This window comes from Duganella sp. CF402, from assembly GCF_900109645.1.
Lineage (GTDB): Bacteria > Pseudomonadota > Gammaproteobacteria > Burkholderiales > Burkholderiaceae_D > Rugamonas.
In genome coordinates, this window is sequence record NZ_FOBG01000001.1 from 493,101 (window position 1) to 516,190 (window position 23,090).

Genomic DNA, 23,090 nt, shown 5'->3' on the forward strand with positions numbered 1-23,090 from the left:
GTGTTGATGAAGTGGTGTTGTAGTGAACTATAACACTAGGAATCAAAAAGACAAGCGATTTAGGTTGGCTGTTGTATTTTTTGCAGTGTCAGCGCGTTGAGCAGTGCGGCGCCGGAGGCGGTGTTGTCGAAGATGCACCAGCCGTCGCGGTGAGCCAGCCATTCGGCCACGCTGTGCAGGTAGGCGTCGTCGTAGGCGGAATAGTAGATGCGGGGACTGCCGTGCAGGCGGATGTAGGCCTGGTCGGTGGTGGCGACGTACGGCCCCGGCTGGCCGGCCGGCGGATCGGCGATCACGCGGGTGACTTGGTGCGCGTGCAGCAGGGCGGTGGCCTCGCCGCCGAACCAGCTGCCGTGGCGTGCTTCACAGGCCAGCATGCAGTTGAAGCGGTCGTGCAGTTGCTGGAAGATGCGCTCGGCGGCAGCTGCATCGAGCCGCAGGCTGGGCGGCAATTGGACCAGTACGCAGCCCAGCTTGTCGCCCAGTGTATTTGCTTCGGCGGCAAAGCGGTCAAGCAGGGCGCCTGCATCCTGCAGACGCTGTTCGTGGGTGATGCTGCGTGGCAGCTTGACCGAGAAGCGGAAACCGTCCGGCACGCTGGCGGCCCAGCGCGCATAAGTCTGCGGCTGGTGCGGGCGATAGAACGACGAGTTGATCTCAACCGCATTCAAGACGGCGGCATAACGTTCCAGATGGCTGCCGGCGCCTTCGAAAAAGGGCGCTGCCTCGCGGCTGATGCTCCAACCGGCGCAGCCCAATCGCGTTGCAGTCATATAATGCGCCTGTTCCGTATTTTAGAAGGATGGTGCTATGAATCTTAAACGTTATGGCGTATTCGCCGCTGCACTGTTGCTGGCGGCCTGCGCCGGCTTGATCGGCCCGCGCGAGGTGGAGCTGCGGCAAGAAAAGCTGCAAACCAGCCTGGAGCGCAAATTCCCCATGCACCAGCGGGCGCTGGGCGTGTTTGAGGTGGAACTGAGCCATCCACGGCTCGACATCCTGGCGGACAGCGACCGCGTGGCGCTGAACTTCGACCTGGCCGTGACGCCGTTGCTGGGACGCCAGTCGTGGCATGGCAGCATGCTGGTGTCGGGCCGCTTGCGGGTGGATAGCGCGCGCAACGCCATCTACATCGCCGATGCGCATGTAGACCGTGTCAATGTCGACAACCTGGACGAGGGCAAGCAGAACCAGCTGGCCAGCGTAGCCAACCTGCTCAGCGACAAAGTGATCCGCGACGTGCCGGTGCACACCTTCCGCCCGGAAGAACTGCGCTACGCCGGCGTTCAGTTCGTACTGACCGGCATCGACACCCGCCCCGGCGCCCTGGTCGCCAAACTGCAGCCCGCCCAATAAATTCAGGGTCAGCTCTGTCATTCGGACAAATAATTTGCGTATTGATATTTCTCAAATATCGTGCGTGCGTGTCCAAATGACAGAGCTGACCCCGAATTTCGCGCTGGCTGGACGCATTTCGCGCCGGGCTGGCGCATTTCGTCGCATTGCGCCGCGCCGCGCGGCCGCAGCGGGCATCATGGCTCCATCGAAACTTACTTACCGGAGCCAACCATGATCTCGCAAATTCTCTCGCATACTCCTGTCTACGTCTGGGCCTTGCTGGCCTTCTTGCTGTATCGCGGCTACCTGGCCTCGCAAGACCGTGAGCTGTCGCTGCTGAAGCTGGCCATCATTCCTGGTGTGATGCTGGTGCTGGCGCTGACCAGCATTAACCCGCACGGCGCGCTCGGTGAAGCGGTCTGGGCCGCCTGGGCGGCGGGTGTGGCGGTCGCCGTGGCGCTGGTCTGGACGTTGAGCAAGGGCGAGATCGCCGTCAACCGCGCCGCCGGCACGGTGCTCCAGCGCGGCAGCTGGGCGCCGCTGATGCTGATGGTTGCCATCTTTGTCACCAAGTACACGGTCGGCGTGCTGACCGCCATCCGCCCTGATCTGATGCACGCTGTGCCGGCTTCGCTGGGTGTGACCGTGTTGTATGGCCTGTTCAACGGTGTGTTCATCGGCCGCCTGGCCCGCTACGCCGCCGCTTATCTGCGCCAACCCTTAAGCGTTGCCGCCTTGTGATGACCGGCCGGAGCTTCTACAATCGGGGTTCCTTTTGATTGTAGAGGCAGGAAATGGAGATTTTTGGTGTTGGATTGCATGTGCTGGTGGCGATTTTCTTCGCCATCCACGCAATCCGTAGTGGTCAGCAGTTGTACTGGGTGGTGATTCTGTTCCTGTTCCCAGGTCTCGGCAGCATTGTGTATTTCTTCGCGATTTACCTGCCGAATTCGAAGATCCAGCACGGCGCCCGCAAGGCAGTCACGGTCGCCGCCAAGACGCTGGATCCGGGCCGCGAACTGCGCGAAGCGCGCGATGCCTATGAGTTCACGCCGACCGCGCAAAACCAGATGCGCCTCGCCAGCGCCTTGCTGGCCGCCGGTAACGCGGAAGAGGCCGCATCAACCTACGAGGCTTGCCTGCAAGGCCCGTTCTCGGGCGATCTGGATATCCGCTACGGTGCAGCGCAGGCCACGCTGGCGTGCGGGCGTGCCGCAGCTGCGGTGTCGCACCTGCAAACCATCCGCAGCAGCGACGATAAATTCCGTCCCGAGCAAGTCTCCCTGCTGCTGGCGCAAGCGCTGGCCGCCGCCGGCCGCCAGGACGAGGCGCGCGCCGAGTTTGAATCTGCGCTGAGCCGCCACAACAGCTTCGCGGTGCAAGCGGAGTTCGCCATCTGGGCGGCTGGCGTGGGCGATGCGGACAAGGCCAATCAGCTGGACGCCGACTTGCAGCGCACGATGGAGCGCTGGGCGCGCCATACGCGCGACCTTAACCAGCAACTGGTACGCCGTCTGAACACGGCGATGGCGCAGGTCAGGCGTTAAGCTTATTTGATGGGTTTGCTGTGGCCGGGGTTGTTGATGCCGCCGGTCGCGGCGATGGCCTGGTTGATTTTGTTCATGGTCTCTTGCGGCACGTCGCGGCTGCAGACGACGTGGCGCTTGATCCCGCCCGGCATGTCCGGCAAGTCGTAGCGCACCAGCGACTGGCCGGCCTTTTCCTTATCGCGGAAAAACTCCCAATCCTCGCGGTCGACAAACATATACGATGCGCGGCTCACGCTGAGCATGCGCATCATCTGCGTGGTCTCCACCGTGCGGCTCATGATTTTGTTCTTGCTGGCGCGGATCATCGGATCCAGCACCGGCCCGTAAGATACGCCTTCAATCACGCCCAGCGTCAGTGTGGTATCGGCCAGCAGCGCCGCCAGGGTGGCGTGCGCTTTCACGCGTTCGACCATGCCGGGCGCGATCAGGATGGTATGCGGCAGGTCTTCGTGGAAGGGCTGGCTGTATTGCGCCACCGCCTCGCGTTCAGGCAGGCGGTACCAGCTGATCGAGCAATAATTGGTGGCGCCGTGCTGGAAGTTGGCCCAGATGCGTTTCTGCGGTTCGTTGGTGAAGCGTGCCGGCAGGCCGGCGGCGGCAAACACTTGCTGTGCACGCGCCAGCAGGAAGCCTTTGGCGAGGCCGTTTTCAGTGTAGTGATAAGGCGGCTTGTCGCGCCACGCCACCGTGATCGGCGTCGGCGCAGACCATGCGGCATCGCCCATCAAGGCGGCGCACAGGCCGGCAATGAGGGCGCGTGGGTTCACGATGCAATCACCGCCCCGGTCAGGTCGTGGCGCGTGATCGCGCCTTGCTCGTCGATGGCGATCCAGCCGCCGCGCGGCGGCGTCGCGTCCGGCTCCCAGTCTGGCAGCACGTAGCGGCGCTTGTCGCCGTCGATGTGGTGCAGGGCAGGGCGGTGCGTATGGCCGTGGATCATGACCTCGGCGCCGGTCTCGGCAAACACGTCGAGGATGGCCTCGGGCGTCACGTCCATGATCTCGTAGGATTTGCCGCTTTGTTCCTTGCGGCTGTCGGCACGCAGGCCGGCTACGATGGCCTTGCGCTGCGCCAGCGGCATGGCGGTGAATTGCGCTTGCCACGCAGGCTGCCGCACCATTGCGCGGAATTCCATGTATTTGGTGTCCCGCGTGCACTGGGCGTCGCCGTGCAGCACCACCACTTTGTGGCCGCCGATCTCGGCCACCCAGGTCTCGGGCAGCAGGATGACGTTGGCCTCTTCGGCGAAGCGGGCGCCGACCAGGAAATCGCGGTTGCCGGCGATCCAGTACACCGCCACGCCGGCCTCGCTGACGGCGCGCAGCGCCGCCACGATGTGCGCGTGGAAGGGATCGGCGATGTCGTCATCGCCGGCCCAGTACTCGAACAGGTCGCCGAGCAGATACAGTTGCTGCGCGTGCCGCGCATGCTGCTCCAGGAAGTCGAAGAACGCCTTGCTGGTCGCAGGATGCGCAGGCTGCAAATGCAGATCGGAGATGAACAGCGCGCAGACAGCCATATATTAAGCAGCCAGTTCGATGCTTTCGATGACGACGTCTTCCGCTGGCACGTCGGCGAACATGCCGGCGCGGGTGGTTTTGACTTTCTTGATGGCGTCAACCACGTCGGTGCCTTCAACTACTTTGCCGAACACGGCGTAGCCCCAGCCGTCCTGGCCTGGGTAGTCCAGGAAGGAGTTGTTTTTCACGTTGATGAAGAACTGTGCCGATGCCGAGTGCGGGGCCGAGGTACGGGCCATTGCCAGGGTGTAGGTGTCGTTTTTCAGGCCGTTCTTGGCTTCGTTTTCCACGGTGGTGTCGGCTGGCTTTTGTTTCATGCCTGGCTCGAAACCGCCGCCCTGGATCATGAAACCGTCGATCACGCGGTGGAAGATGGTGTTGTTGTAGTGGCCGGCTTCCATGTAGGCCAGGAAGTTGGCAACGGTTTTCGGCGCTTTTTCCGCGTCCAGTTCTGCGGTCATGGTGCCGAGGTTGGTCTTGATGATTACTTTGGTCATTTTGTTATCCTGAGTGATTAAAGATTACGGCAAGGCCGCTATTTTACTGTTTCGGCTGGATCGGTGTCTTCAAAATCGTGGCGGACTTGACGACGATAGGAATCACCGGGATGTTCTGGAAGATGCCTTTGTCGTCCACCAGCACGCCTTTGATCTTGTCGACCGTCTCGAAGCCCTTGATGACTTTGCCGAACACGGTGTAGCCGCCCGAGCCGTCCGGACCCGGATAATCGAGCGGGCCGTTGTCTTCGACGTTGATGAACCATTGCGAGGTGGCCGAGTTCGGATCACCCATGCGTGCCATCGCCAGCGAATATTTCACGTTGCTGAGGCCGTTGTTGGACTCGATCGGCACCGGTTTGTTGACCGGCTTGCCTTTGAGTTTTTCATCGTAGCCGCCGCCCTGGATCATGAAGCCATCGATCACGCGGTGGAAAATCGTGCCTTTATAGAAACCGGACTTCACATAGTTGATGAAGTTATCGACCGACTTCGGCGCTTTTTCGCGGTTCAGCTCGAGCACGATATCGCCCATCGTGGTCTTGAGTTCAACCTGGGTTGGTGCGGGCGCGGCCAGCACAGCGGCGGAGAGCGTGAGGCCGGCGAGGGCGGTCATCAGTTTTTGGTACATCGGTCACCTTTGCTTAGTGTTGAATAGGCAAAATCCCGTTACAGATGAAGCCTATGCTGTTTTTATCAATGCTATACTTGTTCCATTCTACCCCTTAGAAGGTAGAAACAAGAACATTCCCAAGGTTCCCTCAGGCACACGATGATGACTGGTGCGCGCAGCCCGCACCGGGTCATCGTATTGCCTGTGGACCCAGCAAAACGCAAGAGTCCGATGAGCAATTTAAAGATTTACAACACGCTGGCGCGTGACAAGCAGGTATTCGTTCCTATTGAACCGGGCAAAGTCCGCATGTATGTCTGCGGCATGACCATTTACGATTACTGCCACATCGGCCACGCCCGCATGATGATGGCGTTCGACGTCATGTACCGCTGGCTGCTGGCCTCCGGCTACGACGTGACCTACGCCCGCAACATCACGGACATCGACGACAAGATTATCAAGCGCGCGGTCGAGAACGGCGAGACCATCTCGCAGCTGACCACCCGCTTCACCCGGTACATGGACGAAGACACCACTGCGCTCGGCATCCTGCCGCCAACGCTGGTGCCGCGCGCCACCGAGTACGTGCCGCAAATGCTGGCGCTGATCGAGAAGCTGGAAGCCAAAGAACTGGCCTATCAAGGCGAAGACGGCGACGTCAACTTTGCCGTGCGCAATTTCGAAGGCTACGGCAAGCTGTCCGGCAAGTCGCTGGACGACCTGCGCGCCGGCGAGCGCGTCGACGTCAACACCGGCAAGCGCGATCCGCTGGACTTCGTGCTGTGGAAGGCCTCGAAAGAATCCGAGCCAGAAGAAGTGAAGTGGGATTCCAAGTGGGGCAAGGGCCGTCCGGGCTGGCACATCGAGTGCTCGGCCATGTCGTGCGAGCTGCTGGGCGAGCACTTCGACATTCACGGCGGCGGCGCCGACTTGCAGTTCCCGCACCACGAAAACGAGATCGCGCAGTCGGAAGGCGCATCGGGTCACCCGATGGTCAACTACTGGGTGCACAACGGCTTTGTGCGCGTGGATAACGAGAAGATGTCCAAATCGCTGGGCAACTTCTTCACCATCCGCGACGTGCTGAAGAAGTACGACGCCGAAGTGGTGCGCTTCTTCATCCTGCGCGCCCATTACCGCAGCCCGCTGAACTATTCGGACGCCCACCTCGACGACGCACGCGGCGCGCTGACCCGCCTGTACACCGCGCTGGACGGCGTGGAAGGCGACGGCCAGCCGCTGGACTGGAAAGAAGAGCACGCAGCCCGCTTCGCCGAAGCGATGGACGACGACTTCAACACACCGCTGGCCGTGGCCGCGCTGTTCGACCTGGTCACCGAGTTGAACAAGTCGAAATCGCCGGTGCTGGCGCGCCAGCTGAAAGGCCTGGCGGCTGTGATCGGCCTGCTGGACCGCACGCCTCAGCAATTCCTGCAAGCGTCGGTCGGTGGCGAAGGTGGCGACGATGCCGCCATCACCGAGGCCATCGCGCGCCGTGCCGAAGCCAAGAAAGCCCGCAACTTCGCCGAATCCGACAAGATCCGCGCCGACCTGCTGGCCCAGGGCATCATCCTCGAAGACAAGCCTGACGGCACCACCAACTGGCGCCGCGCATAACATGGTCATCGCCAAGGATACTGATGCCGTAGGCGGCGTGCCGCCATACTGGGAGGAGGCCAAGCTTGAGCTCATGAAGCGCGACCGCATCATGAACAAGCTGATCCCCCAGTTTGGCGACCTGCACCTGCGCGGCCATCACGATCCGTTTACCACCTTGGCGCGTTCCATCGTCGGCCAGCAGGTGACCGCCAAGGTTGCCGACGTGGCCTGGAAAAAGCTGCTGGACATCAGCCCGAAATGCACCCCGGCGCAAATCATCAAGGCCGGCCCCGAGCAACTGGCGGCCTGCGGCCTGTCCAAGCGCAAGACCGAGTACATCCTCGACCTGGCCGACCACTTCAAGAACAAGCGCGTCCACACGGCCCAGTGGGACCAGATGGACGACGAGGCGGTGATCGCCGAATTGACGCAGATCCGCGGCATCGGCCGCTGGACAGCCGAGATGTTTTTGATATTTAATCTGCTCCGGCCGAACGTTTTACCGCTGGACGACCCCGGTTTAATCCAGGGCATCAGCCAGAATTATTTCTCCGGCGAACCGGTCTCCCGCAGCGATGCGCGCGAGGTTTCTGCCAATTGGGAGCCTTACCGCACGGTCGCCACTTGGTATTTATGGCGTAGTCTGGACCCGGTTGCTGTAGAATAGATACTCTAATCGCTGTGCGAGGACTTTTTGTGCCTGTCACGAACGGGCAACTGAAACACCTGAGCCGCAGCTGAGAATAAACACGGAGGTACAATGACCAAAACGACTTTCCTCAATTTTGAGCAACCAATTGCTGAACTCGACGGCAAAATCGAAGAACTGCGCTTCGTACAAGATGATTCAGCTGTCGACATCTCTGAGGAGATCGACCGTCTGGCGAAGAAAAGCCAGCAACTGACCAAAGACATCTACGCCAAGCTGACGCCGTGGCAGGTATCGCAAATCGCGCGTCACCCACAACGTCCATACACGATGGACTACGTGAACGAAATCTTCACCGACTTCCACGAACTGCACGGCGACCGCACCTATGCGGACGACCAGTCGATCGTCGGCGGCCTGGCGCGCTTCAACGGCCAGGCATGTATGGTCATCGGTCACCAGAAGGGCCGTGACACCAAAGAACGCGCCATGCGCAACTTCGGCATGCCGAAGCCGGAAGGCTACCGCAAGGCCATGCGCCTGATGAAGCTGGCTGAAAAGTTCGGCATTCCGGTGTTCACCTTTGTCGATACGCCGGGCGCGTTCCCAGGTATCGATGCGGAAGAGCGCGGCCAGTCGGAAGCGATCGGCCACAACCTGTATGTGATGGCGGAACTGAAAGTGCCGCTGATCGCCACCATCATCGGTGAAGGCGGCTCCGGCGGCGCACTGGCGATTGCCGTGGCTGACCAGGTGCTGATGCTGCAATATGCGACCTACTCGGTGATCTCGCCGGAAGGCTGCGCCTCGATTCTGTGGAAGACCTCGGAACGCGCGGCCGATGCGGCTGAAGCGCTGGGCCTGACCGCACACCGCCTGAAAGCCATCGGCCTGATCGACAAGATCATCACCGAACCGCTGGGTGGCGCGCACCGCGATCCGAAGCAAATGGCGACCATGCTGAAACGCGCGCTGGCCGACTCGCTGCGCCAGTTCCACGGCATGAAAACCAAAGACCTGCTGGAAGCCCGTCACGAAAAGCTGATGAGCTACGGTAAGTTCAAGGAAACCACGCCGCAGGAATAAAAAAATTGGGCACCGGCCTTCGCCGGTGCGACGGCCTCACCGCCGTCGTCCCGGCGCAGGCCGGGATTCAATCAAACCACCGGGAGCCCGCCTCAGCGACGCTCCCGGTTTGCATTTCGGAGCCATACATTGAAGCAGCAAAAGCCCACACTTACGTCCACGTTTGAACAAGCCGTCACGGCCGCCCGCGACGATGCGCGGCGCATCGCCGTCGCCCTCAGCGGCGGCCTGGACTCGTCGGCCCTGCTGCACCTGGCCCACGCCTACGCGCAGCGCCACGAGCTGACCCTGTGCGCCTTCCACATCCACCACGGCCTCAGCCCCAATGCCGACGCCTGGCTGGCCCACTGCGAGCGTGAATGCGCCGCCCTCAACGTCTCGTTCGAAGCTCGCCGCATCGAACTGGAGGACACCAAAAAGTCCGGCACCGAAGCGGCCGCCCGCAAAGCCCGCTACGCCGCCCTCGGCGCCCTGTGCGCAGAGCACAACGTGCAACTGCTGCTGACCGCCCATCACCTCGACGACCAGGCCGAAACGGTCCTGCTGCAACTGCTGCGCGGCTCCGGTCCTGCCGGCCTGTCCGGCATGGATGCCGCCAACACCGCCGCCAGCCTGCTGCAAAACCAAAATCTGGTCATGGCCCGCCCGCTGCTGCAAGCCTCGCGCAAGCAGCTGGAAAGCTACGTGGCCCAGCACCACATCAGCCACATCCACGACGAATCCAACGACGACCCGCGCTACGCCCGCAACGCGCTGCGCCACACCGTGATGCCGGCGCTGGAGCAGCATTTCCCCGGCTTCCAGGAGCGTTTCGCCCGCAGCGCCCAGCACGCCCAGTCAGCCACCCGCCTGCTGACCGAGCTGGCCGAACAAGACCTCGCCGCCACGCTGGACGGCGACCAGCTCGACATCGGCAAGCTGCGCACCCTGAGCCAGGACCGCGCCTATAACCTGCTGCGCCACTGGTTCGCCACGCGCGGCTACAGCATGCCGAGCACCGCCTGGCTGGCCGAAATGCTGACCCAGCTGCTGGAAGCCAAATACGACGCCCAACTGCTGGTCACCCATCCCGACTGCCACGTGCGTCGCTACCGCGACCGCCTGCACCTGACGCCGAAGCTGGCCGAACTCGAAGGCACGCGCGAAGACCAGTTCGACGACAAGCCCGGCACCGGCTTCGTCTGGAACGGCGAAACCGAGCTGGCGTTCCCGGCCTACGGCGGCGTGCTGTACTTCGATCCGGCGGAAGAGGGCTTCGACCCCGACTGGCTGCGCGGTCAACAACTGGTGATCGAATTCCGCCGTGGCGGTGAAAAACTCAAGCTGGCGCCGAACCGCCCGACGCGCCCGGTCAAATACCACTACCAGGCGCTGAACATCCCGGCCTGGGAGCGCGGCCGCCTGCCGGTGGTGAAGAGCGCCAAGGACTTGCTGTTCGCCGCCGGTATCGGCATGGACTGCCTGCACGTGGCTGCGGGGGCAGGGCGGCTGCGCCTGCGCTGGCAAGCTGTATAGACATTGGGGTCTATCTGCCGAATTTTGTATGTAGATATGTCTATTCGGTATGACTTTATGAGTTTTTCGACTTGTTATTTTGCATTGCGACATGTAGAGTTAAGGGTTCCATTTACCTTTATTTGAGCGGAAAACTCACTGTTATGGCTTTAATCGTGCACAAATATGGCGGTACGTCGATGGGTTCGACGGACCGTATCAAGAACGTCGCGCGGCGTGTCGCCAAGTGGCATGACGCCGGGCACCGCATTGTGGTCGTGCCTTCGGCAATGTCGGGCGAGACCAACCGCCTGATCGCCCTGGCCAAAGAAGTTCAAGCCCAGCCAGATCCACGCGAACTGGACATGATCGCCGCGACCGGCGAGCAAGTGTCGGTCGGCCTGCTGTCGATGGCGCTGCAAGCGATCGGCAAGAAGGCCGTGGGCTACGCTGGCTGGCAAGTCGCGATTAAAACCGATTCCGCTTATACCAAAGCCCGTATCCAGTCGATCGACAACGACAAGGTCAACCGCGACCTCGACGACGGCAAAATCGTCATCATCACCGGCTTCCAGGGCGTGGATGACGAAGACAACATCACCACGCTGGGCCGTGGCGGTTCGGATACCTCGGCCGTGGCGATTGCCGCCGCGATGAAGGCCGACGAATGCCTGATCTTCACCGACGTTGACGGCGTGTACACGACCGACCCGCGCGTGGTGTCGGAAGCGCGCCGCCTGAAAGCCATCACCTTTGAAGAAATGCTGGAACTGGCGTCGCTGGGCTCGAAAGTGCTGCAGACCCGTTCGGTTGAGTTCGCCGGTAACTACCGCGTGCCGACCCGCGTCCTGTCGTCGCTGACCGACCCGATGCTGGACATCGAAGAAGAAGCCAACTCCGGCACCCTGATCTCGTTTGAGGAAGATACACACATGGAACAAGCAGTCATCTCCGGTATCGCGTTCAACCGCGATGAAGCCAAAATCACCGTGCTGGGCGTGCCAGACCGTCCAGGCGTGGCCTACCACATCCTGGGCCCGGTGGCCGATGCCAACATCGAAGTCGACATGATCATCCAGAACCAGTCGGTGGATGGCAAGACCGACTTCACCTTCACCGTGCCGCGCAACGACTACCAGCGCGCGCTGGACGTGCTGAACGGCTCGAAAGAATCGCTGGGCGCCGCCAGCGTCACCGGCGACGCCAAAGTGTCGAAGATCTCGGTGGTGGGCGTGGGCATGCGCTCGCACGTGGGTGTGGCCTCGAAGATGTTCCGCACCTTGTCGGAAGAGGGCATCAACATCATGATGATCTCGACCTCGGAAATCAAAATTTCCGTGCTGATCGACGAGAAATACATGGAACTGGCCGTGCGCGCGCTGCACAAAGCGTTCGAACTGGAAAAGGCGTAAATTTTTCCTAAAAAAACCGCCATGTTGCCTTGACCAAACGGGTCACGGTCTATACTATGGCGGTCGTCTGCTTCACGGCGGACATAGTTGAGAAATCGACTAGGAGACGTGGCCGAGTGGCCGAAGGCACTTCCCTGCTAAGGAAGCATACGGGCAAAACCTGTATCGTGGGTTCGAATCCCACCGTCTCCGCCAGAACAAAACAAAAAGCCTCCTTCGGGAGGCTTTTTGTTTTGCTCCGCCGGAAACAGCGGGATTCGAACCTTGACCAAACCAGCACCGATCTATACTATGACGGACGTCGGTTCAGTACTTACCGAAACGACATAGTTGAGCAATCGACTAGGAGACGTGGCCGAGTGGCCGAAGGCACTTCCCTGCTAAGGAAGCATACGGGCAAAACCTGTATCGTGGGTTCGAATCCCACCGTCTCCGCCAGAACAAAAGAAACAGGCTCCCTCGTGGAGCCTGTTTCTTTATGCGGACCGGGTTCACGAGACCTGTACAAGACAAGCGAGTAACGGAGGAGATAGCAGTGAGTATTTTCAGAACGAAGGATTTCGATGCCATGCGCACTGCCAGCGCCACTGGCGGCCTGAAAAAGGTGCTGGGCCCGGTCGACCTGGTGTTGATGGGCATCGGCGCCATTGTCGGCACCGGCATTTTCGTGCTGACCGGCAGCGGCGCCACCACGGCCGGCCCGGCGCTGGCGCTGTCGTTCGTGGTGGCGGCCTTCGCCTGTGGCTTCGCGGCGCTGTGCTACGCCGAATTCGCGTCCATCCTGCCGGTCGCCGGCGGTATTTACACTTACAGCTACGCCATCCTCGGCGAACTGGTGGCGTGGATGATCGGCTGGGACTTGATTCTTGAATACGGCCTGGTGACCTCCGCCGTGTCGGTCGGCTGGTCCGGCTACTTCCAGTCGCTGCTGGGCGGCTTCGGCTTGCAGATCCCGGTCGCGCTGTCGGCCGCGCCGGGCGCGATTCCGGGCGTGACCACCTTCTTCAACCTGCCGGCCTTCCTGATCATGATGGTGCTGACCATCATGCTGTCGCTGGGCGTGCGCGAGTCGGCCCGCATCAATAACATCATGGTGGTGGTGAAGATCAGCGTGGTGCTGCTGTTTATCTTCGTTGGCGCGCGCCACGTGGCGCCGGCCAACTGGCATCCGTTCATGCCGTATGGCGTGAACGGCGTGATGAGCGCCGCCGCACTGGTGTTCTTCGCCTTCATCGGTTTCGATGCGGTGACCACGGCGGCGGAAGAGGTGAAAAATCCCAAGCGTGACCTGCCGATCGGCATCATCGGCTCGCTGGCCGTGTGCACCGTGCTGTACGTGATCGTCACCGTCATCATGACCGGCATCGTGCCGTTCACCCAGTTCAAGGGCATCGACCATCCGGTCTCGCTGGCGCTGCAATTCGCCGGTGAAAACTGGTTCGCCGGCTTCGTCGACCTCGGTGCGATTCTCGGCATGAGCACCGTGATCCTGGTGATGGCGTTCGGCCAGAGCCGCGTGCTGTACGCCATGTCGCGCGACGGCCTGCTGCCGAAAAAACTGTCGGCGCTGAACGGCGCCGGCACGCCGATCGTGGCGACCTGGCTGGTCGGCATCGTGTTCGGCCTGCTGGGCGCGCTGGTGCCGCTGCAGGTGCTGGGCGAACTGGCCAACATCGGCACGCTGGCGGCGTTCTGCCTGGTGTCGCTGGCGGTGATCGTGCTGCGCAAGCAGCGTCCCGACCTGCCGCGCGCGTTCCGCTGCCCTGGCGTGCCGGTGATCCCGGTGCTGGCCATCCTGTTCTGCGGCGCCCTGATGATCTTCCTCAGCGCCGTGACCTGGATCGCTTTCACTGTCTGGCTACTGATCGGCCTGATGGTATATTTCACCTACGCCCGCCATCATTCGGTATTGAACCAGCAGGGCTGACCTACAACCAAGGAGACTCCATGACGCTGTCGCGTGCCATCGCACTGTTCACACTGTGTATCGCCGGCCTGGCTGCGCAAGCCGCGCCGACCAGTCCAGTCAAGATTGAAGGTGGCACGATCATCGGCACGCATGGGGCGGCGGTGGACACGTATTTCGGCATTCCGTATGCCGCGCCGCCGGTGGGGCCGCTGCGCTGGCGCGCGCCGCAGCCGGTGGTGGCGTGGCAGGGCGTCCGGGAGGCGAGCCGTTTTTCCGCCGCCTGCGCGCAGACCGCCGTGTGGATCACCGATCCGAAAAGCGAAGACTGCCTGTACCTGAACGTGTGGGCCCCGGCCAAGGCGGACCAGCTGCCGGTGCTGGTCTGGATACATGGCGGCGGCTACTACGGCGGCACCGGCGCACAGCCTGGCTTCGACGGCGCCAACCTCGCCAAACGCGGCGCCATCGTGGTGACCATCAACTACCGCTTGGGCATCTTCGGCTTCTTCGCCCATCCCGAATTGAAAGACGAGTCGGGCAACCAGGGTTTGCGCGACCAGATCGCCGCGCTGCAATGGGTGCAGAAAAATATCGCGGCCTTTGGCGGCGACGCCAGCCGCGTCACCATCTTCGGCGAATCGGCGGGCGCTATTTCGGTCGGCATCCTGACCGCGTCGCCGATGGCGAAAGGGCTGTTCCATCGCGCCATCGCGCAAAGCGGCAATGCCGGCTGGCCGATGGAGGCGCGCGAAAGCGCGCCGTATCAGCAACAGCAGGTCGAAGCCACCGGTGTAGCGCTGGCCAAAACCGTGGGCGCCAACAACCTCGCCGAACTGCGCGCCATGAGCGTGGAGACCTTGCACAAGCAGCCGTGGAGCGCGCGCGTCAGTGTCGATGGCCGCGTGCTGCGCGACGACCAGACCAGCCTGTATCGCAATCACCGGCAGAACGATGTGCCTTTGCTGATGGGCTGGAACGCGGAAGAGGGCAGGGATCTGGCGCCTGAAATATTGAACACCAGCGAGTTCACCGCCGCGCGCCACCGTGAGCTGGCGGGCAAGCTGCTGGGCCATGCGCCATCCGGCGCCTTGCTGGCCGCCTATCCCGCGAACAGCGACGCCCAGGCGCGCGCGTCAATGGACCGCCTGACCTCGGACTGGTGGGGCTGGCGCATGGCTTACTGGGCCGGGCTGCAAGCACAGCATGGCCGCTCCAAGGCTTATCTTTACTATTTCACCCATCGCCCGGCGGCGCCGGTCACGCCGTGCGGCTACGGTTGCGGCGCCGGCCACGGCGCGGAAATCCGCTACGTGTTCGACAACCTCGACCAGGACCAGCGTCCCTGGAGCGCGGCCGATCGCCGCATCGCCGCGCAACTGGCTGACGCCTGGGTGCATTTCGCCGCCACCGGCAGCCTGCCGGACTGGCCGGCCTACGACGGCTCGGCCAAGTCCATCGTCCGCATCGGCGAACCGCAAGACCCGTTGCCGGATTTCTCGCTGTTCCCGTGATCCGCGTGGGATGCCTGAATTGGCCGCCCGGCCGGCACCGTCGTGTACAATCGGCGCTCGATATTCTCTCCGCACGAGTCGCCATTGCCAGAATTAGCCGCCAGGAAGTCCCCTAAGGCCCCGCAGGCCGAGGCCTTGCTGGCCGCCGCTTGCGGCATCGTCGGCAAGGCCGGGCTGGGCGGGCTGGGTTTGCGGCCGCTGGCCGAAGCGCTGGACGTTTCCGTCACCGTGCTCACCAGCCGCTACGGCTTGCGTGCCGATGTGCTGGCCGCCATCTGCGATGCGGCGTGCGAGCACGACCAGCGCGACATGCAGCGCTGGCGCGATGTGCTCGACGGACTGGGGCCGCTATCGTCCGCCATCGCCGCCGAGCTGGCGGAATCCATGCTGGACGAACTGGCCACGCAGCAGCGCGCCATGTCGCTGCTGTATCTTGAACTGCTGCACGCCTGCACCTGGAACGCCGCATTGCAGCCGGCCTTCGCCGCATGGGCCGCGCAACGGCGCGCTTTCTGGAATGAATTTGCCACCCGCGCCGGCTTGCCTGCGGCCTTGCTGGATGGCGGCTGGTGGTATGGTTATATCGTGGCCGAGCTGGCCTACAGCATCGCGCTCGGCCCGCTGACCGCCTACCGCATGTTGCGCCGGCTGTGCTTGCGGCGCCTGTTTGCCGGCGGCCTGGCCACGCGCGGCGATGCCAGCGACGGCGCGCTGTTTGGCGCGCTGCTGGCACAACTTCAGGTCGATGGAAACGGCGATGCGCCCACCGGCCGCGAGCCGGAATGGGTCGCCCCGGCCGCCCGTGCGTGCGGCCGGCGGCTGGCGGCGCAGGGCGTGCAGGGCCTGACGCATCGCGCCATCGCGGCCGAGGTCGGCATTCCGCACACCACCTTGAGCTACCGCTATCCGGCCCAGCGCGATTTGGTCATCGCCGGACTGGAATCGATCGTGGCCCACATCCGCTTTGCCGTCGATGCCGACAGCCTGACTGAACTTCAGCGCCTGCGCGTGGAGGGCGACGGCAAGCAGCTCGACCTGGCGCGCGCCAATTTTGCCGTGGCGCTGGCCGCCAGCAATATGCCGGAACTGGCGGCCTGCACGGCCGACATGCGCAGCCGGCGCGGCAACAACCTGGTGAAAGTGTTCATGAAATATCTGCCGCAGGCGCGCGGCATCGATGCGCTGTGCGCGCAGGTGATCTCGATGGGCTTGACGGGATTGAGCAACACCGAGCCGGCCGGCGAAGCGTCCGAGCAAACGGTGGCCGCTGCCTTTGCGGCAGCGGCGCAGTGGCTACAGCAGAATCACTCGGCGTAGGCCCACAGGTCGAGCGGCGTGCTGCCGCTGTAGGTCAGCAGGCGGAATGCGGCCGGTGCGTAGTCGCTGTCGACCACCAGATAGCCATCCGACTGGGCCGGCAGGTCGCCGCACGAGGACGCGCTCAGCGTGGCCTTCAGCGTGTTCGGCAGCGACGAGGCCGCCAGCTTGCCGGACAGCTTGCAGCTGGTGCTGCCCGCCACGATCTCACCATTGGCGTTGACGCTGAACGCCGCCGCCGCGCCGCTCGACAGGCGCACCGTGTAGCTGCGCGCCACGGCCGTGAAGTTGAGCGTGGCCGACTGTAACGAACTGCTGTTCAACAACTCCAGCGACGTGTCCTGCGTGGCGGCCGGCGTCATCTGCCAGCTGCCGCCGGCGTCGCGGCGGTACAGGGCGGTGGCTTGCTGGGCGCTGTTGTTCAGCACCAGCAGGCGGCTGCCATCGGCGGCCGAATAGTAGCGGCCGGCGGTCGGATTGGCGCTGTCGCCCGCGCTGACGGCGTACATGCCGGCTGCCAGATCGCTGACTTTCACGGTTGGCTTGGCCGGTTCGTTGCTGCTGCCGCAAGCGCTCAGCAGCAGGGCGGCCGCAGCGGCTGCCAGGGTAAGGTGTCGGTTCATGGCGCGGCTCACTGGGCAAACAGATCACGCAGGCGCAGGCGCAGCCATTGCTGGCCGGCCGGACGGTGCTCGTAGCCGACCTGCATGGCGCTGACCGCGATCTTGGTCTTGTAGACCACGGCTTCATCTTCAGCCTGGTCGGCGGTGGCTGCCGGCGGCAGCGAGCCGCTCAGGCCCCACGGCGCGGCGCTGCTGAACTTCAGTGCGTAGGTGTCATAGGTGCCGATGCGCGAGAACGACCATGCACTGCCACTGGTCACGCCGTTCGGGAAGTTGACATTGAGCGCGGTGCCGGTCGGCAGCAGGGCGGAGCTGCCGGCCTTGGCTTGCAGTGCGGCGATCAGCTTGACGGTCAGCTGCGCCACGGTTCTGGAGCCGGCGGCGGCCAGGCCGCTGTTGTCGACGGTATCGGTGCCGGCGCTCAGCGCGATGGCCGGGATGCCGCGGCCAGCGGCGAACTGGGCGTTGCCGATGGTGCCGGAGTTGATCACCACCTTGCCGACGTTCTGGCCTTCGTTCGGGCCGGACAGCACCAGGTCGGGTGCCTTGCCCCAGCGCGCGGTGGCCAGTACGTCGAGGCCGTACATGGTGGCCATCACCGGCGTGCCGTGCACGTAGTTGTAGTCGCCGTTGGTGTAGCCGCTTTTGGTGAACGGGCCGACCGCCGGCGCGCCGGTCGGCGCGGCGCCGTTGTGGCAGCCGCCTTCGGCTTCGACCTGGGTCTTGTCGTTGTCCGGAATGATGAGCGTGGTGCTGTACATCACGATGGCGGCGCTGCGGCCGCTCTGGCCGGTGCACGGCACGGACACGATCACCGAATGGCCGGCGGCCTTCAGCTCTTCGTACAGGGCCTTGATGTTGCTGGTCAGGCCGTCGTCATTGGCGAGGACGATATTCAGGGCAAAAGCAGGGCTGGCGCACAAGGCGAGCGCGACGCTCATGGCTAAACGTTTCATGGGTTTGCTTGCTCTCTCAACGTGGAAAACCGTGAGGATAAGAAAACTTTATGACGGCGTTATGACATGTGTGCGGTTTGCTTTGCCTTGTGTGCCGTTTAAAAAATACAGTTGTACGATTTAGTCCTTGGCTGGTTCGCCGAAATCCGGCGTGCCATCGCTGCGCCATTGGATGGCTTGCGCGCGCGTGTGGCGGTTGGGATCGTGCAGCGGATCGCCTTTGATATCGCGGTAGTTGCGCGCGTGATAGACCAGCACGTCGGTCTTGCCGTCGGGCGTGGTGGTGAAGGAGTTGTGACCGGGGCCGTACTGGCCGTTTTGCTCGCTGCTGCGGAACACCGGCTGCGGTGACTTCTTCCACGCGGCCGGATCGAGCAGGTTGGCGCCGGCGTCGGCGGTCAGCATGCCGAGTGCGTAGTTGGCGTCGGTGGCGCTGGCCGAGTAGGTGAGGAACACGCGGCCGTTTTTCACCAGCACGGCGGGCGCCTCGTTGACGTTGAAGCCGACTTTTTCCCAGGCGTATTCAGGCTTGCTCAGTTGGACCGCCGGCCCGCTGATGGACAACGGGCTATCCATGCGGGCCATGTAGATGGCGGTCAAGTGCTGGGACGAATCGGCCGGGCGCTGGGTCCACACCAGATAGCGCTGGGCGCCGATGGCGAAGGTGGTGGCGTCGAGCGCGAACGATTCCCAGCCGGTGTTGATCTGGCCGCGTTCAGTCCACTGGCCTTCGAGCGGATTGGCGGACGGATTTTCCAGCACATACAGGCGGATATCGAACGGCGCATCGGCGCGGCCGGCGGTGAAGTAGAGATACCATTTGCCGTCGATGAAATGCATTTCCGGCGCCCAGATATTGCGGCTCATGACGCCGCTGGCATGGCGGCGCCAGACCACCTTGGGCTCGGCCTTGGCGAGGTCGTTGAGATCCTTCACGCGCCGCAGTTCGATGCGGTCGTACTCGGGCACGGTGGCGGTGAAGTAGTAATAGCCATCGCTATGCAAGGCCACCTGCGGATCGGCGCGCTGCAACAGCAGCGGATTGTGAAAGGCCAGCGCCGCAGCAGCGGCAAGCGCAACAAGTTCCATCGACAGTCTCCTTGGCTATTTTTGCACACCATCATCCAATGAAACGGTGGCCGCATCCAATCACTTTTTTGCACTGAACGATTTCTTTTTAGAAATTTGATCTGGATCAAGGACAGCAGCACCGTGCGGCGCTTAGCATGGCTGGAACGATCTGGATAAGGCGGGAGCAGTCATGCACATACGATTCCTGGGCGCCACCGGCACCGTCACCGGCTCCAAATACCTGCTGACGTCCGGCGGGGCCACCATGCTGCTCGACTGCGGACTGTTCCAGGGCTACAAGCAGCTACGCTTGCGCAACTGGGATGCGCTGCCGGTCGCGCCGGCCGAAATCGATGCCGTGGTGCTGACCCACGCCCACCTCGACCACAGCGGCTATCTGCCGCTGCTGGTAAAGAACGGTTTTCGCGGCAAGGTGCTGTGCAGCGAAGCCACCTACGACCTGTGCAAAATCCTGCTGCCCGACAGCGGCCGCCTGCTGGAAGAGGAGGCCATCCACGCCAACCGCCAGGGCAGTTCGCGCCATGCGCCGGCCCAGCCGCTGTACACCGAGGCCGATGCCGTGCGCGCGCTGGGCCACTTTTCGCCGGTGCCATTTGGCAAGCCGTTCGAGATTGCCGACAAGCTGAGCGGCACGCTGGCGCTGGGCGGCCACATCCTCGGCGCCGCCATCGTGACCATCAGCGACGGCCAGCGCAGCGTGGTCTTTTCGGGCGATCTTGGGCGGCTGCATGACGCCATCATGGTCGAGCCCAGCGCCATCGCCCACTGCGACTACCTGGTGCTGGAATCGACTTATGGCGACCGCCGGCACGACCCGGCCGATCCCTTGATCCTGCTCGGCCAGACCATCCGCAAGACCGCCGCGCGCGGCGGCGTCACGGTGATTCCGGCGTTTGCGGTGGGGCGGGCACAGTCGCTGCTGTATGCGATCCACCAGCTCAAGCAGCAGGGCATGCTGCCGGCCGCGCTGCCGGTCTATCTGAACAGCCCGATGGCCACCGACGCCACCGCGCTGTACCAGAAACACCGCAAGCTGCACCGCCTCGACCATCAGCAATGCGAGGCGATGTGCCGCACCGCCCATATCGTCAACAGCGTGGAGGAGTCGATCGCGCTCAACCAGCGCCAGGTGCCGATGGTGATTATTGCCGCCAGCGGCATGGCCACCGGCGGGCGGGTTCTGCACCACCTGAAAGCGTTTGGCGGCGATGCGCGCAACACCATTCTGTTTGCCGGCTTCCAGGCCGGCGGCACGCGCGGCGCGGCCATGCTGGGCGGGGCCACGGAAATCAAGATCTACGGCGAGTACGTGCCGCTGCGCGCCAGCGTGTACCAGATCGATAACCTGTCGGCCCATGCCGACGCCGACGAAATCCTGCAGTGGCTCGGGCATTTCAAACAGCCGCCGCGGCGCACCTTTATCACCCACGGCGAACCTGCTGCAGCCGACGCGCTGCGCCACCGCATCGAGGAAACCCTGCACTGGCATTGCCGGGTGCCGGACTATCTCGAACAGCTGGAGTTGCGCTGATGACCGCGCCGATCGGCGGCCTGCGGCTGCGCCGGTTGGGCATCGACACCTACCAGGAGCCGGTGGCCTACCTGCGCGCCGATTGCCCGGTGTGCAAGTCCGAAGGCTTCGAGGCGCGCTCGCGGATCGAGGTGTGGCGCGGCGAGCAGCACATCATCGCCACCCTCAACGTGGTGCACGACGACCTGATCGGGCAGTGCCAGTTGGGACTGTCTGAAGCCGCTTGGCGCGCGCTGGGCGGCGCCGATGGCGAGGCGCTGCAGGTGGCGCATGCGCAGCCGGTGCAATCGTTGTCGGCGGTGCGGGCCAAGATCTACGGCCGGCCGCTGGGCGCCGAGGCCGCTAGCGCCATCGTCCGCGATGTGGTGGACGGGCGCTACTCGGACATTGAAATGGCGGCGCTGATCACCGCCTGCTCGGGCGACCGCATGGATGTGGCCGAAACCATCGCGCTGACGCGGGCGATGGTGGCGGTGGGACAGCGCCTGCACTGGGAGCGCGCGCAGGTGCTCGACAAGCATTGCGTCGGCGGCCTGCCGGGCAACCGCACCACGCTGCTGGTGGTGCCGATCGTGGCCGCCTGCGGCCTGGTGATCCCCAAGACCTCGTCGCGCGCGATCACCTCGCCGGCCGGCACCGCCGATGCGATGGAAACCCTGGCCCCGGTGGCGCTGGACCTGCCCGCCATGCGCCGCGTGGTCGAGCAGGAGGGCGGTTGCGTGGTGTGGGGCGGCGCGGTGTCGCTTAGTCCGGCCGATGACTTGCTGATCCGCGTCGAACGGCCGCTGGGGCTGGACAGCGACGGCCTGATGGTGGCCTCGGTAATGTCGAAGAAAGCGGCGGCCAGCGCCACCCACGTGCTGATCGACATGCCGGTCGGGCGCACCGCCAAGGTGCGTTCGCGGCAGGCGGCGCAGCAGCTGGCCGAGCGCTTTTACCGGGTCGGCCACGCGCTGGGAATCGCGGTGGAAGTGCAGTCCAGCGATGGCGAGCAGCCGGTCGGACGCGGCATCGGCCCGGCGCTCGAGGCACGCGATGTACTGGCCATTCTGCACAACCAGGCCGACGCGCCGGCCGACCTGCGCCAGCGTGCGCTGCAGCTGGCGGCGCGCTTGTTGGAGCTGGGCGGCAAGGCCGCGCCCGGCGAGGGCATGGCGCTGGCGGCGAGCGTGCTGGACAGCGGACAGGCGTGGACCAAGATGCAGGCCATCTGCGCGGCGCAGGGCGGCTTGCGCCAGCCGCCGCGCGCGCCTTACACGCAGGTGGTGACGGCGCTGCACGCCGGCCGCCTGGTGGCGATCGACAACCGGCGGCTGGCGCGGCTGGCCAAGCTGGCCGGCGCCCCCAAGGCGCCTGCCGCCGGGCTGGAACTGCACACCGCGCTGGGCAGCCGCCTGCAGCCCGGCCAGCCGCTGCTGACGCTGCATGCCGAGTCGCCGGGTGAGCTGGCTTACGCGGCGGACTACGCGGCGGCGCAAGACACCATGTTCGTCATCCAGGAGGCGGGATGAGCTCGCTATTGATGGCGCTGCCGGGCGCCGCCGGGTTGGCCGGGCAGCTGGGCGCCAGCCTGGGCGCCGAAGTGGGCACGCTGGAGTTGCATCGCTTTCCGGACGGCGAAACCTGCCCCCGACTGTCGCCGTCACCGGCCGGCCGCGATGTGGTGCTGCTGGCGCCGCTGGCCCAGCCCGACGAGCGTTTGCTGGCGCTGTACCTGAGCGCCTCGGTGGCGCGCGAGCTGGGCGCGCGCAGCGTCGGGCTGGTGGCCCCGTACCTGCCCTATATGCGGCAGGACGCCGTGTTTGCGGCCGGGCAGGGCGTGACTTCGCGCCACATTGCACGCCTGCTGTCGGGCTGCTGCGACTGGCTGGTGACGGTCGATCCGCACCTGCACCGCTACCATGATTTGTCCGAGCTGTACGAGATTCCCACCCGGGTGGTGCCGGCCGCGCCGGCGATTGCCGCGTGGATTGCCGCCCACGTTGCGCGGCCGATGCTGATCGGGCCGGATGCGGAAAGCGCGCAGTGGGTGGCGCAGGTGGCGGCGGGCGCCGGCTGTCCCTACACCGTGCTGAGCAAAGTGCGCAGCGGCGACCGCGAGGTGGCGGTCAGCGCCGCCGACGCCGCCACGCTGCACGGCTACACGCCGGTGCTGGTGGACGACATTATCTCGACCGCCCGCACCATGATCGCCGCCGTGCGGCAACTGCAAGCGGCCGGGCTGCCGCCGCCGGTGTGCATCGGCGTGCATGCGCTGTTTGCCGGCGACGCCCATGCGGCGCTGCGGGCGGCCGGCCCGGCCCGCATCGTCACCTGCGACACCGTGCCGCACGAGAGCAACGGCATCGGGCTGGCGGCGGCGCTGGCCGCCGCTGTGCGCGCCCGCTAGA

The 23,090-nt window shown here is 64.1% G+C and carries 22 protein-coding genes and 2 tRNA genes; 16 read left to right on the forward strand and 8 right to left on the reverse strand.

Going from position 1 to position 23,090, the window contains the following annotated elements:
* Nucleotides 1–59: 59 nt before the first annotated feature.
* Nucleotides 60–773: a DUF72 domain-containing protein gene (locus tag BMZ70_RS02290; RefSeq protein WP_092269355.1), complete on the reverse strand. Its 714-nt coding sequence runs from the start codon at nucleotides 771–773 to the stop codon at nucleotides 60–62.
* A 37-nt stretch (nucleotides 774–810) separates the two neighbouring features.
* Here BMZ70_RS02290 and BMZ70_RS02295 point away from each other — a divergent pair, with 37 nt between their 5' ends.
* From BMZ70_RS02295 to BMZ70_RS02305, 3 genes are all read left to right on the forward strand, one after another.
* A complete protein-coding gene (locus BMZ70_RS02295; RefSeq protein ID WP_092269357.1) occupies nucleotides 811–1,356 on the forward strand; it encodes a DUF1439 domain-containing protein in 546 nt (181 codons plus the stop codon).
* Nucleotides 1,357–1,569: 213 nt separating this feature from the next.
* Nucleotides 1,570–2,079 (forward strand): DUF6622 family protein, encoded by a 510-nt coding sequence (locus BMZ70_RS02300; protein WP_165403538.1) that lies wholly within the window; start codon nucleotides 1,570–1,572, stop codon nucleotides 2,077–2,079.
* Between the two features lie 53 nt (nucleotides 2,080–2,132).
* The gene (locus BMZ70_RS02305; RefSeq protein WP_092269360.1) at nucleotides 2,133–2,885 is read left to right on the forward strand and encodes a tetratricopeptide repeat protein; all 753 of its coding nucleotides are present in this window, start codon (nucleotides 2,133–2,135) and stop codon (nucleotides 2,883–2,885) included.
* Between the two features lie 2 nt (nucleotides 2,886–2,887).
* Here the strand turns inward: BMZ70_RS02305 and BMZ70_RS02310 are convergent, their stop codons facing one another.
* From BMZ70_RS02310 to BMZ70_RS02325, 4 genes are read right to left on the reverse strand one after another with little or no spacing between them, the layout of a single operon-like run.
* Entirely contained in the window at nucleotides 2,888–3,655 is a 768-nt protein-coding gene (locus BMZ70_RS02310; protein ID WP_229205260.1) for a transporter substrate-binding domain-containing protein, read from the reverse strand.
* On the reverse strand, nucleotides 3,652–4,407 hold the full coding sequence (locus tag BMZ70_RS02315) for a UDP-2,3-diacylglucosamine diphosphatase (protein ID WP_092269363.1): 756 nt from the start codon (nucleotides 4,405–4,407) through the stop codon (nucleotides 3,652–3,654). Before BMZ70_RS02315 ends, BMZ70_RS02310 begins: the two co-directional genes overlap by 4 nt.
* A 3-nt stretch (nucleotides 4,408–4,410) precedes the next feature.
* A complete protein-coding gene (locus BMZ70_RS02320; RefSeq protein WP_092269366.1) occupies nucleotides 4,411–4,905 on the reverse strand; it encodes a peptidylprolyl isomerase in 495 nt (164 codons plus the stop codon).
* A 43-nt stretch (nucleotides 4,906–4,948) separates the two neighbouring features.
* Nucleotides 4,949–5,536 (reverse strand): peptidylprolyl isomerase, encoded by a 588-nt coding sequence (locus BMZ70_RS02325; protein ID WP_092269368.1) that lies wholly within the window; start codon nucleotides 5,534–5,536, stop codon nucleotides 4,949–4,951.
* A 213-nt stretch (nucleotides 5,537–5,749) separates the two neighbouring features.
* Here BMZ70_RS02325 and cysS point away from each other — a divergent pair, with 213 nt between their 5' ends.
* From cysS to BMZ70_RS02375, 10 genes are all read left to right on the forward strand, one after another.
* Nucleotides 5,750–7,138: a cysteine--tRNA ligase gene (gene cysS / locus BMZ70_RS02330; RefSeq protein ID WP_092269371.1), complete on the forward strand. Its 1,389-nt coding sequence runs from the start codon at nucleotides 5,750–5,752 to the stop codon at nucleotides 7,136–7,138.
* A 1-nt stretch (nucleotide 7,139) separates the two neighbouring features.
* Nucleotides 7,140–7,787, forward strand: a complete 648-nt coding sequence (locus tag BMZ70_RS02335) for a DNA-3-methyladenine glycosylase family protein (protein ID WP_092269374.1) — start codon at nucleotides 7,140–7,142, stop codon at nucleotides 7,785–7,787.
* A gap of 93 nt (nucleotides 7,788–7,880) precedes the next feature.
* Complete coding sequence (locus BMZ70_RS02340) at nucleotides 7,881–8,855, forward strand: acetyl-CoA carboxylase carboxyltransferase subunit alpha (RefSeq protein WP_092269377.1); 975 nt, start codon at nucleotides 7,881–7,883, stop codon at nucleotides 8,853–8,855.
* Nucleotides 8,856–8,984: 129 nt separating this feature from the next.
* Nucleotides 8,985–10,370, forward strand: a complete 1,386-nt coding sequence (gene tilS, locus BMZ70_RS02345) for a tRNA lysidine(34) synthetase TilS (protein WP_092269380.1) — start codon at nucleotides 8,985–8,987, stop codon at nucleotides 10,368–10,370.
* Nucleotides 10,371–10,513: 143 nt separating this feature from the next.
* Nucleotides 10,514–11,761, forward strand: a complete 1,248-nt coding sequence (locus tag BMZ70_RS02350; RefSeq protein ID WP_092269383.1) for an aspartate kinase — start codon at nucleotides 10,514–10,516, stop codon at nucleotides 11,759–11,761.
* Nucleotides 11,762–11,863: 102 nt separating this feature from the next.
* Nucleotides 11,864–11,956, forward strand: a tRNA-Ser gene (locus BMZ70_RS02355).
* Nucleotides 11,957–12,106: 150 nt separating this feature from the next.
* Nucleotides 12,107–12,199: transfer RNA gene (locus BMZ70_RS02360), tRNA-Ser, on the forward strand.
* Between the two features lie 97 nt (nucleotides 12,200–12,296).
* Nucleotides 12,297–13,688: a branched-chain amino acid transporter BcaP gene (locus BMZ70_RS02365; RefSeq protein WP_092269386.1), complete on the forward strand. Its 1,392-nt coding sequence runs from the start codon at nucleotides 12,297–12,299 to the stop codon at nucleotides 13,686–13,688.
* Nucleotides 13,689–13,708: 20 nt separating this feature from the next.
* Nucleotides 13,709–15,181 carry a carboxylesterase/lipase family protein gene (locus BMZ70_RS02370; RefSeq protein WP_092269389.1) on the forward strand — a complete coding sequence of 491 codons (1,473 nt, stop codon included), beginning with the start codon at nucleotides 13,709–13,711 and terminating at the stop codon, nucleotides 15,179–15,181.
* Nucleotides 15,182–15,265: 84 nt separating this feature from the next.
* Nucleotides 15,266–16,498, forward strand: coding sequence for a TetR/AcrR family transcriptional regulator (locus tag BMZ70_RS02375; protein WP_130300930.1), 1,233 nt, complete (start codon nucleotides 15,266–15,268; stop codon nucleotides 16,496–16,498).
* On the opposite strand, the gene BMZ70_RS02380 is transcribed toward BMZ70_RS02375, so the two are convergent.
* The 3 genes from BMZ70_RS02380 to BMZ70_RS02390 form a co-directional block, all read right to left on the reverse strand.
* Nucleotides 16,486–17,121, reverse strand: a complete 636-nt coding sequence (locus BMZ70_RS02380; protein ID WP_092269395.1) for a hypothetical protein — start codon at nucleotides 17,119–17,121, stop codon at nucleotides 16,486–16,488. The genes BMZ70_RS02375 and BMZ70_RS02380 overlap by 13 nt on opposite strands.
* Nucleotides 17,122–17,129: 8 nt before the next feature.
* Nucleotides 17,130–18,077, reverse strand: a complete 948-nt coding sequence (locus tag BMZ70_RS02385; RefSeq protein ID WP_092269398.1) for a 5'/3'-nucleotidase SurE — start codon at nucleotides 18,075–18,077, stop codon at nucleotides 17,130–17,132.
* A gap of 120 nt (nucleotides 18,078–18,197) precedes the next feature.
* Nucleotides 18,198–19,166: a glycoside hydrolase family 43 protein gene (locus BMZ70_RS02390; protein ID WP_092269401.1), complete on the reverse strand. Its 969-nt coding sequence runs from the start codon at nucleotides 19,164–19,166 to the stop codon at nucleotides 18,198–18,200.
* 172 nt (nucleotides 19,167–19,338) lie between these two features.
* Between BMZ70_RS02390 and BMZ70_RS02395 the strand changes: the two genes are divergently transcribed.
* Genes BMZ70_RS02395 through BMZ70_RS02405 form a run of 3 tightly spaced genes read left to right on the forward strand, consistent with a single transcriptional unit; the run spans nucleotide 19,339 to nucleotide 23,089 of the window.
* Nucleotides 19,339–20,700 (forward strand): MBL fold metallo-hydrolase RNA specificity domain-containing protein, encoded by a 1,362-nt coding sequence (locus tag BMZ70_RS02395; RefSeq protein ID WP_092269405.1) that lies wholly within the window; start codon nucleotides 19,339–19,341, stop codon nucleotides 20,698–20,700.
* A complete protein-coding gene (locus BMZ70_RS02400; protein WP_092269408.1) occupies nucleotides 20,700–22,211 on the forward strand; it encodes a thymidine phosphorylase family protein in 1,512 nt (503 codons plus the stop codon). Before BMZ70_RS02395 ends, BMZ70_RS02400 begins: the two co-directional genes overlap by 1 nt.
* Nucleotides 22,208–23,089, forward strand: a complete 882-nt coding sequence (locus tag BMZ70_RS02405; protein WP_092269410.1) for a ribose-phosphate diphosphokinase — start codon at nucleotides 22,208–22,210, stop codon at nucleotides 23,087–23,089. The genes BMZ70_RS02400 and BMZ70_RS02405 overlap by 4 nt, the downstream gene beginning before the upstream one ends.
* The last annotated feature ends 1 nt before the right edge of the window (nucleotide 23,090 follow it).